Annotated in this window: 18 protein-coding genes and 1 tRNA gene; 11 read left to right on the top strand and 8 right to left on the bottom strand. The window is 65.7% G+C overall.

Going from position 1 to position 17,321, the window contains the following annotated elements; all coding sequences use genetic code 11:
* The first annotated feature begins 2 nt into the window (after window positions 1–2).
* The gene (locus G6N27_RS10455; RefSeq protein ID WP_163776273.1) at window positions 3–1,007 is read left to right on the top strand and encodes a patatin-like phospholipase family protein; all 1,005 of its coding nucleotides are present in this window, start codon (window positions 3–5) and stop codon (window positions 1,005–1,007) included.
* Here G6N27_RS10455 and G6N27_RS10460 read toward each other — a convergent pair.
* The 6 genes from G6N27_RS10460 to G6N27_RS10485 all read right to left on the bottom strand — a co-directional run bounded on the left by G6N27_RS10460 (window position 1,000) and on the right by G6N27_RS10485 (window position 7,058).
* Window positions 1,000–1,860: a patatin-like phospholipase family protein gene (locus G6N27_RS10460; protein WP_163776274.1), complete on the bottom strand. Its 861-nt coding sequence runs from the start codon at window positions 1,858–1,860 to the stop codon at window positions 1,000–1,002. The genes G6N27_RS10455 and G6N27_RS10460 overlap by 8 nt on opposite strands.
* On the bottom strand, window positions 1,857–2,720 hold the full coding sequence (locus tag G6N27_RS10465) for a class II glutamine amidotransferase (protein ID WP_163776275.1): 864 nt from the start codon (window positions 2,718–2,720) through the stop codon (window positions 1,857–1,859). The genes G6N27_RS10460 and G6N27_RS10465 overlap by 4 nt, the downstream gene beginning before the upstream one ends.
* A 2-nt stretch (window positions 2,721–2,722) precedes the next feature.
* Entirely contained in the window at window positions 2,723–3,208 is a 486-nt protein-coding gene (locus G6N27_RS10470) for an SRPBCC family protein (RefSeq protein ID WP_163776276.1), read from the bottom strand.
* Window positions 3,209–3,217: 9 nt separating this feature from the next.
* Window positions 3,218–4,276: an NAD(P)H-dependent amine dehydrogenase family protein gene (locus G6N27_RS10475; RefSeq protein WP_163776277.1), complete on the bottom strand. Its 1,059-nt coding sequence runs from the start codon at window positions 4,274–4,276 to the stop codon at window positions 3,218–3,220.
* Between the two features lie 10 nt (window positions 4,277–4,286).
* Window positions 4,287–5,918, bottom strand: a complete 1,632-nt coding sequence (locus tag G6N27_RS10480) for a long-chain fatty acid--CoA ligase (protein WP_163776278.1) — start codon at window positions 5,916–5,918, stop codon at window positions 4,287–4,289.
* A gap of 108 nt (window positions 5,919–6,026) precedes the next feature.
* Entirely contained in the window at window positions 6,027–7,058 is a 1,032-nt protein-coding gene (locus G6N27_RS10485) for a YncE family protein (protein ID WP_163776279.1), read from the bottom strand.
* A 557-nt stretch (window positions 7,059–7,615) separates the two neighbouring features.
* Here G6N27_RS10485 and G6N27_RS10490 point away from each other — a divergent pair.
* From G6N27_RS10490 to G6N27_RS10500, 3 genes are all read left to right on the top strand, one after another.
* Window positions 7,616–8,857: a class I SAM-dependent methyltransferase gene (locus G6N27_RS10490; RefSeq protein ID WP_163776280.1), complete on the top strand. Its 1,242-nt coding sequence runs from the start codon at window positions 7,616–7,618 to the stop codon at window positions 8,855–8,857.
* Window positions 8,847–9,617 carry a hypothetical protein gene (locus tag G6N27_RS10495; RefSeq protein WP_163776281.1) on the top strand — a complete coding sequence of 257 codons (771 nt, stop codon included), beginning with the start codon at window positions 8,847–8,849 and terminating at the stop codon, window positions 9,615–9,617. The genes G6N27_RS10490 and G6N27_RS10495 overlap by 11 nt, the downstream gene beginning before the upstream one ends.
* Window positions 9,618–9,718: 101 nt before the next feature.
* Entirely contained in the window at window positions 9,719–9,859 is a 141-nt protein-coding gene (locus tag G6N27_RS10500) for a hypothetical protein (RefSeq protein ID WP_163776282.1), read from the top strand.
* Between the two features lie 11 nt (window positions 9,860–9,870).
* Here G6N27_RS10500 and G6N27_RS10505 read toward each other — a convergent pair whose 3' ends face one another.
* Window positions 9,871–10,653 (bottom strand): glycosyltransferase family 2 protein, encoded by a 783-nt coding sequence (locus tag G6N27_RS10505; protein ID WP_163776283.1) that lies wholly within the window; start codon window positions 10,651–10,653, stop codon window positions 9,871–9,873.
* A gap of 52 nt (window positions 10,654–10,705) precedes the next feature.
* Here G6N27_RS10505 and G6N27_RS10510 point away from each other — a divergent pair, with 52 nt between their 5' ends.
* Window positions 10,706–11,248 (top strand): GNAT family N-acetyltransferase, encoded by a 543-nt coding sequence (locus tag G6N27_RS10510; RefSeq protein ID WP_163776284.1) that lies wholly within the window; start codon window positions 10,706–10,708, stop codon window positions 11,246–11,248.
* 147 nt (window positions 11,249–11,395) lie between these two features.
* Here the strand turns inward: G6N27_RS10510 and G6N27_RS10515 are convergent.
* A tRNA-Leu gene (locus G6N27_RS10515) sits at window positions 11,396–11,469 on the bottom strand.
* Between the two features lie 242 nt (window positions 11,470–11,711).
* On the opposite strand from G6N27_RS10515, the gene G6N27_RS25505 reads away from it, so the two are divergent.
* The 6 genes from G6N27_RS25505 to G6N27_RS10545 all read left to right on the top strand — a co-directional run bounded on the left by G6N27_RS25505 (window position 11,712) and on the right by G6N27_RS10545 (window position 17,144).
* On the top strand, window positions 11,712–12,632 hold the full coding sequence (locus tag G6N27_RS25505; protein ID WP_163776285.1) for a PPE family protein, SVP subgroup: 921 nt from the start codon (window positions 11,712–11,714) through the stop codon (window positions 12,630–12,632).
* A 75-nt stretch (window positions 12,633–12,707) separates the two neighbouring features.
* Window positions 12,708–13,895 carry a PPE family protein gene (locus tag G6N27_RS10525; protein ID WP_163776286.1) on the top strand — a complete coding sequence of 396 codons (1,188 nt, stop codon included), beginning with the start codon at window positions 12,708–12,710 and terminating at the stop codon, window positions 13,893–13,895.
* 124 nt (window positions 13,896–14,019) lie between these two features.
* The gene (locus G6N27_RS10530) at window positions 14,020–14,316 is read left to right on the top strand and encodes a WXG100 family type VII secretion target (protein ID WP_163774793.1); all 297 of its coding nucleotides are present in this window, start codon (window positions 14,020–14,022) and stop codon (window positions 14,314–14,316) included.
* A gap of 36 nt (window positions 14,317–14,352) precedes the next feature.
* Window positions 14,353–14,637: a WXG100 family type VII secretion target gene (locus G6N27_RS10535; RefSeq protein WP_163776065.1), complete on the top strand. Its 285-nt coding sequence runs from the start codon at window positions 14,353–14,355 to the stop codon at window positions 14,635–14,637.
* 220 nt (window positions 14,638–14,857) lie between these two features.
* Window positions 14,858–15,631: a response regulator transcription factor gene (locus G6N27_RS10540; RefSeq protein WP_163776287.1), complete on the top strand. Its 774-nt coding sequence runs from the start codon at window positions 14,858–14,860 to the stop codon at window positions 15,629–15,631.
* Between the two features lie 7 nt (window positions 15,632–15,638).
* Entirely contained in the window at window positions 15,639–17,144 is a 1,506-nt protein-coding gene (locus G6N27_RS10545; protein ID WP_163776288.1) for a sensor histidine kinase, read from the top strand.
* Window positions 17,145–17,321: the final 177 nt, after the last annotated feature.

Raw genomic sequence — 17,321 nt, forward strand, 5'->3', positions numbered from 1 at the left:
CCATGACCGATCCCGACCCGCTGCCCGCGTCCGGCAATGCGCCCCGGGTGGCGTTGGCTCTCGGCAGCGGCGGAGCCCGCGGCTACGCCCACATCGGGGTGATTCACGAGCTGCGCGACCGCGGCTACCAGATCGCCGGAATCGCCGGCTCGTCGATGGGCGCGCTCGTCGGCGGTCTGCAGGCGGCGGATCATCTCGACGAATTCGCCGACTGGGCAAGGTCGTTGACGCAGCGCGCCATTCTGCGCCTACTCGATCCGTCGATCATGGCGGCCGGCGTGCTGCGGGCTGAGAAGATCCTCGACGCGGTGCGCGACATCCTCGGCGACGTCTGCATCGAGGAGCTCCCGATTCCCTACACCGCAGTGGCCACCGATCTGCTGACCGGCAAGTCGGTGTGGCTGCAGCGCGGGCCGGTCGACGAAGCCATCCGGGCATCGATCGCGATCCCTGGGGTGATCGCGCCGCACGTCGTCGGCGGCAGACTGCTCGCCGACGGCGGAATCCTGGACCCGCTGCCGATGGCGCCCATCGCCGCTGTCAACGCCGACCTGACCATCGCGGTCAGCTTGTCCGGTAGCGAAACCATCGCCGACTCCGAGTCCGAATCCCGATTGTCGACAGACTGGCTCAACCGGATGCTGCGCAGCACGTCGGCGCTGTTCGACAGCGCATCGGCCCGCTCGCTGTTCAGTCGGTTCGGGGCCTCGGACGCCGAGGACGTCGAGGCCGACGTCGACGAAACACCGGAAGACGTGTCCGACGACGAACCCGAGGTGCCCAGGCTGGGCAGCTTCGAGGTGATGAACCGCACCATCGACATCGCCCAGGCCGCGCTGGCGCGGCACACCCTGGCCGCCTACCCGCCGGATTTGTTGATCGAGGTTCCGCGCTCGGCCTGCCGCAGCCTGGAATTCCATCGTGCCGCCGAGGTGATCGAGATCGGCCGCGAGCTGGCGACCCAAGCGCTGGACAACCTCGATTGGCCGCCGCCGCCGATCACCTGAGACCGAGGAAGTCGGCGACGTGCGCCGCCTGCCGCCGGCCCTGCGCGCGCCCGGCCGCCGCCGAACCTCGCCGGCAGCGCGGATCCAGTGGATTGGCCCCGAACGCCGCCAGCGACTCGTCGTCGGCGAACACCCCGAGGGCCGCACCGGGGAATGCGTCGATCTCGGCGGCCGATCCGGCACCGAACGGCGACGGGGCCGATTCGCCCGCGGGCACCAGCACCACGGCGACGCCGCAATCATGGGCGAGGTGGAGGTTGATCGTGCTGCCGATGCCGCCGTCCATGTAACGGGTGTCTCCGATCGTCACCGGCGGCCATGCTCCCGGTATGGCGCAACTGGCGGCCACCGCGTCGACGAGGTCGACTCCGGAGTCGCGGTCGAACACCACAAGTTCGCCGGTGGCGATGTCGACGGCGGTCACCCGCAGCACCCGGTCGGGCCAGCTGTGTAACGGTAGTCGCTGCGCAATCACGTTGCGCCGCACCGGTTCGTCGACTGTGTCGGTCTTCAGGGCGACCTGTCCGATCCGCTGCCGTTTTTCCAGGACCGTGGCGTCCGGATCCGACAGGGCGGCCAGGAACAGGTCGGTCACGGCATCGACGGCGACGCCGGGATCGATTTCGGCCGACTCCTCAGCCACCTGGCGCGCATACAGATCGGCAAGGCTACGGCCGCTGCTGATCTGCGCGACCACGGCTGAGCCGGCTGAGGTGCCAAGCAGCACATCGGATTCCAGCAGTGCCTGCGCCGCGGCGGGCGATTCGTCGGCAATACCGAGCAGAATCCCTGTCTGCCATGCGATTCCGGCTACCCCGCCGCCGCCGAGCACCAGCGCGCGCTGCCCCCTCATACCGACGGGTGCAGCGACGCCTGCGCGGCTGCGGTCAGGTCCTCGGGACGCAACAGATACCGCGGCGGATCGGGCAGCACCAGGTCGCGGTGGATCTGCAGGTCGGCGTCGACGTGCACCAGTTCGCCGGGTTCCAACAACTGCCAGCGTGACGCACCGTCCATCGGCTCGGTGGCGAACACCACCGACGGCTTGGTGTGCAGATGTTCCGAGTACGCCCGAATCCGGTTGGTGCGCAGGTTGAATCGGTGTTCCGGCGGGAAGTTCCGGCGGTCGGAGAGATACAACTCGTGCGACTCCGGGTATCGCAGGGCCCACATGTCGGTGGCTGTGCTGAGCAGAATGTTGACCGCATAGATCGGCACATTGGCGGCCAGCCACCGCATGGCGTCGACCAGTCCCACGGTCACATCGCCGCGCTTCCGGATCGACGCGGTGATCAACGCGAACACCCGCTCGGAATCGGTCTGCCCCAAAACCAAGTCCGCAGTGCCCAGTTCACCCAGTCGCTCGTCGAGCAGGTCGAGACCCTCCACCACGCCGTTGTGCGCGAAGATCCGGCCGTCCTGCAAGAACGGATGGGCGTTGACCACCTCATGCGATCCGGTGGTCGCGTAGCGCACATGTGCGATGAACGTGGTGCCGGTCAAATCGTGGGCCTCGGTGGCGAATTCGACGTCCTGCCACGCCGCGATCGGCTGCTTGTCCACCTGCGGGCGGCCCTGGCCGTCGAAGACGCCCAGACCGCTGCCGTCGGGGTTTCTCCTGCTCTGCTCGGCCAGGTTGTCCGGAGCGTCGAGGAGCCAAAACGTCGCGGTGACAACGTCGGTCCCGGCGTGCAGCCCGAAAAGTCGACACATCGTCAGCGGTGGCGCAGTTCGGTCTCGAGGCTCTTCAGCGCCTGACGTGCGTAGCCCCGCCACACGGCACCCAACAGCGGCAGCAGCGGCGCGGTGAGCGCCGAGGCCGCGTGAATGGTCCACTGCCAGGTGACCTGCGTTTCCTCGTTGGTACACCCGAAGGGCGTGAAGAACCATTCGCCCTCTGCCTTGCCAACCAGCAGCCCGAGCGGGCCGGTGATACCGGTGATGGTGTAAGCGAACGACCGAGGCGGGTCGACACTGGTCAGCGTTTCCTTCATGGCGCCGGTGCCTTTGAACACCACCACCCGGGTCTGCCCGGGGGTGCCCCACTGCCCTTGCTGTTCGCGCACTTCGGCAACCGGCGGTATGGGTCCGTACCACTGGCTGAAAATCGTGGTGAGCGGCACCGGCAGGGTGCGGGCGAAGACATCGTCGGACTTCATATCGATGTCGTGGGACTCGTGGACCGCCAGTGTTCTCGCCATGCGGGCAGGCTACCGCGACAGGCCCGGGGCAGCCCGGGCGGTGATCAGCGGCAGGTCGAAGAAGCTCTGGATACCCGACGGCGCCGCGCAGGTGGCCGGGACCGCGTTGACGCAGTGCGCCGCCGTCGCGATGATTCCGGGATTACTCTTCAGCCCGGCTTCTACGCTCTCCGGCTGCCAGCCCTTGACTGTGACGAAGGTGTCCGGGTTTCCGTGAACCTCGATTTCGTAGCGTTCTCCGGCCGGCCCGAAAGACCATGGCGGATCAAGGTTTTCCTCACCCATCAACCAGTTGACCGTGATCCGGACGACGACGGTGTCGCCGACCAGCGCTTCCCAGTGAAAGCGCCGGCCCGCCACCTGGCCCGGCTCGATGAGCCCGATCGGCGAGTCGATCGGACCGGTCGCGACCGCGACCTCCTGGGATGAGCGGATCTCGCGGTCGGCGGCGAAGCCCAGCCGGTCCACACAGAGCCGGACGGACTGGAAGAATCCGCCGTCCAGAATCTTCTGCATCGGCCCGGTGAGCGCCTCGTCGGGTGTTCCGCCGAAGCCCATCACATAGCGCAGCACATCCGGGGCGCCGTAGGTTCGCAGATCGGAAAACTCTTCGGCCCGAACGAAAGTGACCGCGGTCGACATCACCGAGAGCAACAACGGAAACAGCTCGGTCGCCGCGCCCGGGCCGATGCCCGCGCCGTGCAGCGTGGCGTTGCCGGCCTGGGCGGCGACCTCCAGCGGCGCGCCCTCCTTCTCGGTGGGATAGAACCAGCCGACGGGCGTGACGACGTTCTTGCCCGAACGTAGCAACGCCGCGACTTCGTCGGCGTTGGGCAGCAGCGGCGCGTAGATCACCGCATCGGCGTCGAGCGCGAGGATCTCGTCGACGCTGTTCGTCGCGGTCACACCGAGCGCAGGCGTGCCGATGATGTCGCCGACGTCCTTGCCGCTCTTGGCTTCTGAGTGCACCCAGCAGCCCACGAGTTCCAGCTCAGGATGCTCGAGTACACCTTTGATGGCGGCCACACCGACCGATCCCGTCGCCCATTGCACGACCCGCAGGCTCATCGCTCACCACTCAATCTCGCGCTTCGCTGACCTCGTACTCGTGGTCGGCGTATCGGGACCGGATGGTCTTCTTGTCGTACTTGCCCACGCTGGTGCGGGGGATTTCGTCGACGAAGGTCCATCGCTCCGGCAGCCACCAGCGAACGACCTTGTCGGCCAGGAACTCTCGCAGCTTCTCAGGTTTGACGTCGGTTCCTTCCCGGGCGACGACGACGGCCAGCGGCCGTTCCTGCCAGCGCTCGTCGGGAACTGCGACAACAGCGGCTTCGATCACGTCCGGGTGCCCGACCAGACAGTTCTCCAGCTCGACCGACGAAATCCATTCGCCACCAGACTTGATCACGTCTTTGGAGCGATCGGTCAGGGTGATGAAGCCCCGGTCGTCGATGCGCCCCACGTCGCCGGTGCGCAGCCAGCCGTTGTCGAATTTCGACTCGTCCTGGCCCCGGTAGTAGGAACTGGTGATCCATGGGCCGCGGACCTCCACCTCGCCGACGGCTTTGTTGTCGTTGGGGAGCACCTGCCCGTCGTCAGCGACGATCCGGGCTTCCACGCCGCAGATCGGCTGGCCCTGTGTGGCGCGAAACGTCCAGTGCTCCTCCTCCGAGGCGTCGGGCGGCGGCCATGCCATGGTGGCCATCGGCGAGGTTTCGGTCATCCCCCACAGCTGGCGAATCTGGACGCCGTGTTTTTCCTCGAAGGTGCGCATCATCGATACCGGCACGGCCGATCCTCCGCACGGGACGATCCGCAGCGATGAGATGTCGTGGCCGGGATGCTTGTCCAGATAGTGCATGACGTCGTTCCAGATGGTCGGCACCGCGCCGGCGACGGTGATCCGCAACTTCTCGATCATGTCGATCAGCGACTCGGCATCCAGATGGCGATCGGGTAGCACCAGGTCGGCGCCGGCCATCAGCGCCGCGTAGGGCAGGCCCCACCCGTTGGCGTGGAACATCGGCACGATCGGCAGCACGCAGTCGCTGGTCCCGACGCCGATGCCGTTGGTCGTACACGTCGCCATGGTGTGCAGGTAGCTCGAACGGTGGCTGTAGACAACGCCTTTGGGGTTGCCGGTGGTGCCGCTGGTGTAGCACATCGCGGCGGCGGAGTCTTCGTCGATGTCAGGCCAGTCGAACTCGGTGGATTCGCCGGCCACGATATCGGCGTAACGCAACACCGTCTTGCCCGAGTTCTCGAGCTCTGCCACGTCGCCGTCACCGACCGCGATCACGGTGTGCACGGTCTCGAGCTCGGCCAGTACCGGCGCCAGCAGCTTGGCCAGCGACACGTCGAGGAGCACCACCTGGTCTTCGGCCTCGTTGGCGACGTAGACGATCTGCTCAGGAAACAGCCGGATGTTGAGGGTGTGCAGCACCGCCCCCATCGACGGCAGCGCAAGGTACGCCGTCAGGTGTTCAGTGTTGTTCCACATGAAGGTGCCGACCCGCTGATCGCCGGTGATGCCGATGCGGCGCAATGCGTTCGCCAGCTGCGCCGCATGCCGACCCAGCTCGGCGTAGGTGCAGTCGCGGTAGCCGTCGTCGGTCGCGGTGGTGACCTTGCGCGCGCCGTGGACGTTGCAGGCGTGCCGCAGGATGGCGGTGATCGTCAAGGGGAAGCTGTGCATGGTGCTGTACATCGCTGGACCGCCTCACGTCGCGCCGCCACTAGCCAGGGCGGGCCGGCCAGATGCCGGCCCTCGTGGCGATCATTCCACGCGCGTTCAATCGCGCGGGCGGCGATGGGGCTAAGCCGGCGTCGGTTCCAACGCCAGCAGGTCGGCGAACGCCGCCCACGGGTGCGGAGTGGTCGGTGCGTCGTCCGATGCCGGCGCGGTGGCGGGGGTGCCTGCCGCATCAACGGCCAGGACGGCGACCGTGCCGGCGTAGTCGGCGATGTACAGCCGGTTTCCGGCCGGGCTCTCGACCGCACACGACGGCTGCGCGCCGGTCTCGATGCTGCCGACGACGTCGTGCGTCGCAGTGGCCAGCACCGTCACGCCGGCGTCGCCGACCAGATAGACCCGGCTGCCGTCGCGGCTGACCGCCAGCCCGCTCAGCATCCCGGCGGCATCGCCGATCTTGAGGGTGTCGGTGATCGCGCACTTCTGCGCGTCCCGCACGTCGATCACGTCGAGCACCGTGCCGAAGTCCGGGCCGCAACTGCCGACGTAGGCGGTGGCGCCGTCCGGGCTGAGCGCGATATCCCGAATAGCAGAACCGATTTCGACGCGGCTCAGCACCCGATTGCGTCGCGTATCGACCACGACCAGCTCCGCGGCGGAGACCCCGTTGACGGCGATATAGAGTCGGCGGCCGTCCGGGCTCAGCAGCAGGCGCTCGGTGACGGTTCCAGTACCGGCGATGCTGAGCGCGTGTTCGGCACCGCTCGCGGTATCCAGGATCGCGACGTCGGCACCGTCGGCACCGGTGCGGCCGGCGTAGACGCACCGCCCATTCGGGCTGACGGTCAGGTCGCTGATGCTGTAGGCCAGCGGGTATGTCTCGAGGACCCGGTTGGCCGCGATGTCGAAGGCCAGCACCGAGTCGTAGGCAGCCGACGCACTGCTGATATAGGCGCGGCCCGAGGTGTCGGAAATGGCGATGGCGAATGGTTCGTCGACGTCGACGACGGTCTGTACGACCGCGCCGCTGTTGGCGTCGATCACCGAGAAGCTGTCGTCGCCGTAATGCGTGACCATCATCAGGGCGCCGTCCGCACTGATGGCGAGACCGCTGACCGCGCCGCGTTCGACCGCGATCTCAGTGACCGGTGTCAAACCCGGGGGGGCGACCGACCCTCTGGCAGAGTCCTTATTTCCGTTCACACGGCTAACATCGCTCACACTGGTACCAGCCTCTACTCGTTGGTCCGTGGTGGGCGGACATCGGCATCTGGGCGGTTCAACACTTCGAGCGGTCCAATAGTTCCGCAGACCGTGACCCTGACACCTGGGATGGCGCGCTCGGGCGCCGCTTCCGGCCGAGTCTAGCGACGGAAATTGCCGCGAAATAGCGCGACACGAGCGATTGTTGCCTACGTCACGTCATTACCTCAGGGTGTCCTTAAACAATATTCTTCGAACATTATTCAGAGCGCCAAACAGCAAACACTGCAACCGGTTTCGCCAGCCGGTTTCCGCCGTTCGCTAACCGCGTGCAATCCGGCGCCGCATTGCTTGCGAATAAGGAATTCTTACCCTTTGCGCACCGGAGGAGTCGCGAATCACAGTGAGTTCGTATGCGGACCGCCGCCGCGACGCTGAAATTGCCGGATTGCCTGCCGACCAGGGGTAACCGATAATTCCCCGGTGCACGCGAAGGAGTCACCGCAGACGTGAGTGACGACGCACGCGCCGATGTTGTCAGTCGCCAATACGAACGGTGGAGATATCCACCTCCCATCCGCGACCTCGCCACGTGGACACTCACCAACTGGGAGTGGTTCGATCCGACGCATGCCCACCGGGTGCTCTGGCCCGACCGGGATTACCGCCCGGACCTCGACATCCTGATTGCCGGGTGCGGCACCAACCAGGCCGCGGTCTTCGCCTACAACAACCCCGCCGCCAACGTCGTCGCGGTCGACATCAGCCAGCCGTCGCTGGATCACCAGGACTATCTGAAAACCAAACACGGCCTGCACAACCTGCGGCTGCATCTGCTTCCGATCGAGGAGCTGCCGACGCTGGGGCGCCAGTTCGACCTCGTCGTGTCGACCGGCGTCCTGCATCACATGGCGGATCCGCTGGCCGGCTTGAAAGCCCTTGCGCACTGCCTGCGTCCGGACGGCGCCATGGCTTTGATGCTGTACGGCAAGCACGGGCGGATCGGAGTTGAGTTGCTGGAGACGGCTTTTCGCGACATGGGTCTCGGCCAGGACGAGGAGTCGGTGCGGATCGTCAAGGACACCATCGCTGCACTACCGCCGGACCACCCGGTCCAGGGCTACCTCAGTCGGGCGCGCGACCTACAGGACGACGCCGCCCTGGTGGACACATTTCTGCACGGTCGCGCGCGGAGTTACACCGTCGACGAATGCATCGACTTCGTCCATGCCGCGGGCCTGGAATTCCAGGGCTGGTTTCACAAGACGCCGTATTATCCGCAAGATGTGAGCGGTCAGCCCGGAGGTTATTTCTCGACCCTGAATGCGTTGCCGGAGAACACGATCTGGTCGGTGATGGAGCGTCTGCAAACAATGAACGGCTGCCATTTCTTCATGGCGTGCCATCCAGAACGTCCGAAAGACGGCTATCGCATTGACTTTTCGAGCTCGGCCGCCTTCGATTACGTACCGGTGTTCCGTTACCGTTGCGGGTTGTCCGGCACGGACATGGTGTGGCCCGGCTTGCGTGCAAGCCTCAATCCGGCTCAGGTGCCCTTCATTCAACTCGTCGACGGCCGCCGCTCGATCCGCGAGATCATCTGGGAGGTCATCCGGCAGCATGAGGTGCCCGACGCGCAGACGCCCGAGCTGGAGGGCTTCGCTTGCGAATTGTTTCAGGCGCTGTGGCGCGTCGACTTTGTTGCGATGGCCCTGACCGCCGACTCGCAGGAGGATACGCGTGACGGCTGACGGCGGGCAGAACCTCGATATGGGCCCCGTCGGCGCCGGCCCGAGCGTCTTCATAGCCACGCCGATGTACGGGGGGATGGCTGCGGGCACATACACGATGGCGCTCGCCCACACGCCGGCCGCCTTCTTCAAGAACGGGGTCGGCCTGTACTACAGCTGCGTCTTGAACGACAGCCTCGTCACCCGCGCGCGTAACTACCTCACCTACCAATTCCTGCAATCGCCGGCGTCTCATCTGATGTGGATCGATGCGGACATCGGATTCGACCCCGTCGACATCGTCCGGATGGTGCAGGCCGACAAAGACATCGTCTGCGGCATTTACCCGAAGAAAGAGATCCACTGGCAGCAAGTGGCGCAAGCCGCCCGCGACGGTGTACCGGCGGAGCGCCTGCGTGACCACGAGCGCGCATACGTGGTGAACCTCATCGACGACTCCCCCGATCGAATAAGCGATGATGGCCTGGTCGAAATCGCAAATGCGGGAACCGGATTCATGTTGATCAAGCGAGGCGTTTTCGAAGCGTTGTCCGATGACGTGCCGTCTTACGCGGACGGGTCGACGCCGGGTATCGCGCTCAAGGCGTTCTATGCCGTGAGCATCGACCCCGATTCGGCAAACAGCTTGCTGTCCGAGGACTATCACTTCTGCAGACTGGCGCGTGACCGGGGCATCAAGATCTATGCCGCACCCTGGGTGCGCCTGAACCACATGGGGACGTACATATTCGGCAATCCGAGCGGCCCCCCGGGCCCCTGACCCCCGACGAAGTCTTAAGCCGCCGTTCACCTAAAAGACAGGTAGTTGTTCACCACGAATCGCATTGCCGCAACGGCGAATTCGGCGATAAAATCGGCGTCATGACTCAGACCAGCAGCGCAGCGATCATTCTCGGCGGTGGAGCCGGTGGCGGCCGCCACGGCGGTGGCGCCGGCGGTGGCCGTTTCGGTGGCGGAGCCGGCGGCGGCCGTTACGGCGGTGGCGCCGGCGGCGGCCGCTAAGTCCGCTCGCCCTAGGTCAGCCAGTTCGGCTCGAGCTGGCTGTCGTACACGTACGGCCCGGTATGGGTCAGGCGGACCCATGGGGCCACATACACCTTGAACCCGTGGCTGCGGGCGAGCCTGCAGAAGTAGTAATCCTCCCCCACCAGCTCGCTCGTCTCGGCGTCGATGCCCGTCGTGTAGAACTCCTTGACGGCGATCCCGTCGACCACATACGTCGACACCTGGTCGGACAAGGCCTCGAACACCCCGCGCTTGACCAACATGAATCCGGCGCCCCCGGCGGCGACCTCCACCAAACCGTCGGAGTTAGCAGACGCACTGCCGTCAGCACCTTCCATCGGCCTGACCACGAATGACCCGACGTGGCTCTTCAACTCCGCGGCCGGGACGCCCTCGTTGACGGCCTGGGCGACCCGCTCCCAATCGATGGCCTTCATCGGGTACATGCCGCAAACGACGTCCTGATCAGCCAATATCATGCCGACGATGTCGAGGGCGTTGAATCCGATGTCGGCGTCGATCCACATCAGATGAGTGGCCTCGGACTCCAGGAATTGCCGAGTCAGCTGATTCCTGGCGTTCGCCACGAGAGCGTCATTCATCCGGTACTGGTAGAGCAGGCCGAGCCCGTTACGGATGAAGACGGCGGGTGTTTGCGCCAGCGAATAGGTGTAGGTCGCCATCGCCATTCCCCCGTACATGGGTGTGGCGATGAAGACGGTTGGCGCGGCCGGACCTGAACCCTGCGCTTGCCCAGCGGCGGGGTCCGTCCCCGGAAGCGGATCAAACACCGGTCGACTATAAGCCGTCGACGTGAGGGCTCACGGCTGGAAAGCTGCGGGCATGCGAGCGGGCGACGTCAGCGTGCGCGGCGCATCGGCGAAGGACGCCGCCGCGTGCGTGGCGGTTTACCGTCCGTACGTCGAGGACACCGCGATCAGTTGGGAAATCGACGTTCCGACGGTCAGCGAGATGGCCGCGCGGATCACCGGACTGCGCGACACCCACGAATGGCTTGTCCTCGAGCACGACGATCGGGTCGTCGGCTTCGCGTACGCACAGCCACTCAAGCGACTGCCCGCCCTGCAGTGGTCGGCCGAGACCGGCATCTACGTCGACGCCGCCCAGCACCGCATCGGTGGCGGCGTCGCGCTGTACACCGAACTGCTGCGGCGGCTCGCCGGGCGCGGCTATCGCCGCGCAGTCGCGGGCATCACCCAACCCAACGAGGCCAGCAACGCCTTTCATCGATCGCTCGGGTTCGACGACGCCGGCTTGTACCGGCGGGTGCTGTGGAAATTCGGCGGCTGGCACGACGTGGCGTGGATGCAGCGCGATCTGCTCGACGACGGCGAACCGGACGGGGCGCCCCGCCCGATCGAGTGAGCGGCCGTTAAAAAACCGTTAGGGCGGTAGCACGCCCACCACGGCGGGTTCAGGGTGGATTGGTGGACATCGTTGTCCACATCCTCGACATCTAGGACCTGAGAGAAACCTGAATCAAACCTGAGAAAGCCTGCTCGCCCCGTACGGTGCCCCCAGTCGGATTCGAACCGACACTTGACGGATTTTAAGTCCGCTGCCTCTGCCGATTGGGCTATGGGGGCCAGCGACGAACTTAGCGCGTCGACGACCACGACCTGATGGGGAGCCTGAATCGGCCGGTCGCGGAAAGTCGCGTGTTAAAAATTCGGACCTCACGTTAAGAAGCCATTAACGAGGTATGCGGGGGCGCTCAGGTTACGCCAAGGTAGTCGCATGGAACCGCCGCCGGTTTCGTGCATCCACTGATAGTGACCAACGTGGCCGACCCCTCGCGGGGTCGGTTTCTTGCCACCAGGAGAGACATATGTCGTTGTTGAATACACAACCCGCAGCGATCAGCGCGGCAGCCACCCAGCTCGAGGGCATAACCAACTCGTTCGAAGCGGCGAGTACAGGTGCTGCTGCCTCGACCACGGACGTCGTGCCCGCCGCCTCCGACGAGGTGTCGATCATGCAGGCGGGGGTGTTCTCGACCTATGGCCAGCTCTACCAGTCGGTCAGCGCCCAGTTCCAGGCCATTCAGCAGCAGTACAACCAGCTGCTGAACCAGAGCTCCGGTTCGTACCAGGCCACTGAGCAGGCCAACCAGGCCGGCGCCGCCGCGAACTCGCTGTCGGGGGCCTCGCAGAACGCCGGGTCGGCCGCGAGCCAGGCAGCCAGCAACCCGATCGACACCCTGACCGGCTGGATCAGCAGCCTGAACAGCGCACTGACCGGTTCGATGCTGAACAGCAACATCGTCAACCTGGGCAACATCCAGGTCGGTAACTGGGCATCGGCCGGTTCGGACCTCATCGGCCTCGGTGGTGGTGGTCTGTTGACCGCGCTGGCCGGTCCGTCGACGGCGGGTGCCGACATCGGCGGCCTGGGCTCGGCGCTGGCCGGCAACGTCACCCCCGCAGCGGGCATCGGCGGAGCGGGCGCCATGGGCGCTGCACCGGTGCTGGCCTCTGCCGGCGGCGGGTCGTCGATCGGCGCCCTGTCGGTGCCGCCCAGCTGGGCAGGCGGAGCCGGCGCCGGTATCCCGGCAGCGAGCGGGCCCGTGACGCTGGCCTCGCAGAGTTGGACCGCCCCGCCGGCCACCGGCGGAATGGGGACGAACGGCATCGCCGGGATGCCCGCGGTCGCCAACGGCGGCGGTCGCGGCGGCTCGAGCTTCGGAGCACCGCGCTACGGCGTCAAGCCCAAGGTCATGCCGGCTATCCCGAAGCCGACGCTCACCTAGCCACCCAGGCGGCCAGTGCTGGCCGGCCAAGCCACCCAAGCGCTTTCACACCACTTAATAGACAGGAACTAGGAAATGGTTTTTGATTTCGCAGCGCGGCCCCCGGAGGTCAACTCCACACTCATCTACTCCGGCGCCGGGGCGGGGCCCCTGATGGCCGCCGCGTCCTCGTTCAGCGCCCTGAGTTCGGAGCTGAGCACCAACGCGGCCGCCTACGAGTCGGTGATCCAGGAGCTCGGCTCGGAGTGGACGGGGACATCCGCCACCGCGGCCGCCGCCTCTGCCCAGCAGAACATCGAATGGCTGCAAACCACCTCGGCGCAGCTGGCTGAAGCCGCCGCGAAGGCCAGCGCTTCGGCCGCGGCGTATGAGGCGGCGTTCACGGCGTCGATCCCGCCGCCGGTGGTGTTCGCCAACCGGGCACAGTTGGCGGCGTTGGTCGCGACCAACATCCTCGGACAGAACACGCCGGCGATTGCCGCCAACGAGGCGATGTACGGCGAGTTCTGGGCGCAGGACGCCACCGCGATGAGCACCTACGCCGCCAACGCGGCGACAGCCGCTCAGGTGACGCCGTTGACCGAGCCGGCTCAGAGCACCAGCCCCGGCGGCGCCGGCGCACAGTCGGCCGCGGTCGCCAACGCCGTCAACAGCAACGCGTCGAACTCCGGGCTCAACGGGATCCTCAGCAGCCTGCAGAGCACGTCGAGTGCTGCCGCGACTCCGGCGGCCAGCAGTGCGGCCAGCGGCCCGCTGAGCAGTCTGTACGGCGCCATTCAGAACTTCTGGGGCATCGGTGCGGTCGGCGACACGGTCAACACCCTCGACGTGACACTGTCCTGGTGCATCATGATGCTCGCGTCTGCGATGGGCACCTTGAACCACTTCGTGGCGGGCGCCCCCTTCGGTATCACCATCGGCGATGTCCAGCCACTCGGTGCGGGCTTGGGCTTCGGCACGACGCTGGCGGGCGCGACGTCCGGCGGCGGCGGGATGGTCGCCGGCATGGGCGGCGCGGCCGAGATCGGCGGGATGTCGGTGCCGGCCGGGTGGAGCGCGGCCGCCCCGGCTGCCACAGCCAGCGAGGCGACATTGGCGGGCAGCGGCTGGACTTCCGCCGTTGACGAAGCCGCTACCGGCGCCGGAGGCGCCCCGGGCATCATGCCGGGCATGGCTTCCGCCGGCGGCAAGTCGGGCATGGGAATCGGTGGGCCGCGCTACGGCGTCAAGCCCAAGGTCATGCCGAAGCAGGTATTCGTCTGATGACGGGGAGGGGGACGGTGCCGCCCGCTTGAGACCGACCGCTGATTTCGACGCCGCCGCCTCGACCTAACCGGCCGACGACGTCTCGACCAGTACCATCAATTCACAGAATAAGGAGAGAGCTATGCCTACTCGTTTTATGACTGACCCGCACGAGATGCGGTCGATGGCGGGCCGTTTCGACGTGCACGCGCAGACGGTGGAGGACGAGGCCCGCAAGATGTGGGCGTCGTCTCAGAACATCGCCGGGGCCGGCTGGAGCGGTACCGCTCAGGCCACCTCTTACGACACCATGGGCCAGATGAACACCGCGTTCCGCAACATCGTCAACATGCTGCACGGGGTGCGCGACGGACTGATCCGCGACGCCAACAACTACGAGAGCCAAGAGCAGGCCTCGCAGCAGATCCTGTCCAGCTAGCCCACCACCGACCAGACTTTGTAAAAGGAGAACGTTATGTCGATCAGTTACCAGTTCGGCGATGTCGACGCCCACGGCGCGCTGATCCGCGCCCAGGCCGCCTCCCTGGAGGCCGAGCACCAAGCCATCGTGCGCGATGTGCTGGCTGCCGGTGATTTCTGGGGTGGCTCGGGTTCGGTGGCCTGCCAGGAGTTCATCACCCAGTTGGGTCGCAACTTCCAGGTCATCTACGAACAAGCCAACTCCCACGGCCAGAAGGTGCAGACCGCCGGCAACAACATGAGCAGCACCGACTCCGCGGTCGGCTCCAGCTGGGCCTGACACCCACGAGTACATGTGGCCCGCACACCCAAAGGGTGTGCGGGCCACAACCATTTCCGAGCCGTCCTATCACCCCTCGATTGCAGAAGCACGTTGCGGCTCAATCCGATTCGCAGCCCACGTTCCCGCTACATCCGCAGCGTTCGCCACATAGCCGACACATGTGAGAACGATATGAGCATGGTGACAATCGGGTATGCGCCGGGAAGAATGAGGAAGCGTGTCAATCGTGTCGGGAACTGCGCGCGAACAACGGCCGCGACAAGCCATCCTCGGTCAGCTACCCCGGATCACCCGGGCTGATGGGTCACCGATCCGGGTGTTGCTCGTCGACGACGAGCCGGCGTTGACCAACCTGGTGAAGATGGCATTGCATTACGAAGGCTGGACCGTCGACGTCGCACACAACGGCCGAGAGGCCGTCAGCAAGTTCGACGAAGTCGGGCCCGACGTGCTGGTCCTCGACATCATGTTGCCCGACGTCGACGGCCTGCAGATCCTGCAGCGGATCCGCGAATCGGAGCCGTACACGCCCACCTTGTTCCTCACCGCGCGCGACTCGGTGATGGATCGGGTCACCGGCTTGACCGCGGGTGCCGACGATTACATGACCAAGCCATTCAGCTTGGAGGAGTTGGTCGCTCGCTTACGCGGGCTGCTGCGCCGATCCAACCAGCTCGCTCCGCCCGCGGAAGAGAGCCTGAAGGTCGGCGACCTGGAGATCGACGTTGCCAGCCACGAAGTATCCCGCGCGGGCACGCAGATCTCGCTGAGTTCGACCGAATTCGAGCTGCTGCGTTTCCTGATGCGCAACCCGCGCCGGGCACTGACCCGCACCGAGATCCTGGACCGAGTGTGGAATTACGACTTCGCCGGGCGCACAAGCATTGTCGATCTGTACATCTCGTATCTGCGCAAGAAGATCGACGCCGGCCGAGCGCCGATGATCCACACCGTGCGTGGTGTCGGATACATGCTGCGCCCGCCGGCATAGCACCGAGATGACCGGGCCGCGGAACACTTCGTGGTGGCGCCCACGCACCTTGCGCCGCCGACTGGTCATCGGTGTCTCGACGGTCGTCACGATTGTGGTGCTGGCTGTCGGCATCGTCTCCATACTGAGCCTGCGCACCTATTTCAATGCGATGAACGACGCCGAGGTCGACGAATCCCTTGACGCGCTTGTGCATTCGTACGCCCGGTATCACAACAGCGAACCGGGCCACCGCGGCGACATCGAGCACGCTCTGCTGGGATTCACCGGACAGAACGCCGGCAACATCATCGCCGTGATCCACCGCGGCGACGTGATCGGCTCGGCCGTCTTCTTCGAAGACGATCCGCGTCCCGCCTCACCCGATGTCGTCGCCACGCTCAAAGCACAGCCCTGGCATGACGGGCAGCTTCGCACGGTAAAGCTGGCCCGACTCGGTGAGTTCCGGGTCAGCAGCCAAAACGTCGGCGCCGACGACCAACTCGTGGTCGGGGTCTCGCTGGACCTGGCGAACAGAACGATCAACCGCCGAATCCTCAGTACCGTAGTGCTTTTGGTGGCTGCTCTGCTGATTACAGGCGGACTGACCGCGCTGGTGGTCGGCTACGCGCTGCGCCCGTTGCGTCGCGTGGCGGCGACCGCGGCCGAAGTGGCCGGCACCCGCCTGACCGGTGACGACCATCGCATCACCACCCGGGTGCAGCCGGCCGACACCGATCCCGACACCGAGGTCGGAATCGTGGGATACACCTTGAATCAACTACTGGACAACGTCGACAGCGCACTCGCGCATCGAGCCGAATCCGACCGGCGAATGCGGCAATTCATCACCGACGCCAGCCACGAACTGCGCACTCCGCTGGCGGCGATCCAGGGCTATTCCGAGCTCACCCGCCAAGACAGCGCCGACCTTCCACCCACGACGGAATACGCGTTGGCCCGCATCGAGTCGGAAGCCACGCGGATGACCTCACTCGTCGACGAACTCCTGCTGCTGTCCCGGTTAGGCGAGGGCGAAGATCTGCGCACCGAAGATGTCGATCTGGGCGATGTCGTCCTCAACGCGGTCAACGACGCAGCCGTGGCGGCACCGGACCACCAGTGGGTCAGACATCTGCCCGACGAACCGGTGTGGGTGCGAGGCGATCCGGACCGACTGCACCAACTCGTCAGCAATCTGCTGACCAATGGCTGGCTGCACACCCCACCCGGCGTGACGGTGACGACGGCAATCAGCTGCCATCACCCGACAGCCGACCCGTCGTACGCGGAATTGACAGTGGCCGACGACGGTCCCGATATCGACCCCGATCTGCTCCCCCACCTTTTCGACCGGTTCGTGCGAGCCAAGGGCGCCCCGAATAACGGATCCGGAAGTGGACTGGGCCTGGCCATCGTCGACTCGATCGTCAAAGCGCACGGCGGTTCGGTAGCGGTCGAATCCGCCCACGGCCAAACGACTTTCCGAGTGCGCCTTCCGCTCGCCGAGTTGGCTGCATCACATTCCGAATAGCAAAGCACATTCAGTCCTCCAATCAGCCATCTCGGCTCGTTGAACTCGATAGATCAGTGCCCGTACGCTCATGATCGATACGCTTGGCAAAGCGGGGAAAGCTACGTCACTGTAAAGAAAACGTCAGGGGTGGTCCGTTACGCCCGGGGCGCGCTTAACTTCTTTCCAGACCTCATC

This window comes from Mycobacterium cookii, from assembly GCF_010727945.1.
GTDB classification, from domain to species: Bacteria; Actinomycetota; Actinomycetes; order Mycobacteriales; family Mycobacteriaceae; genus Mycobacterium; species Mycobacterium cookii.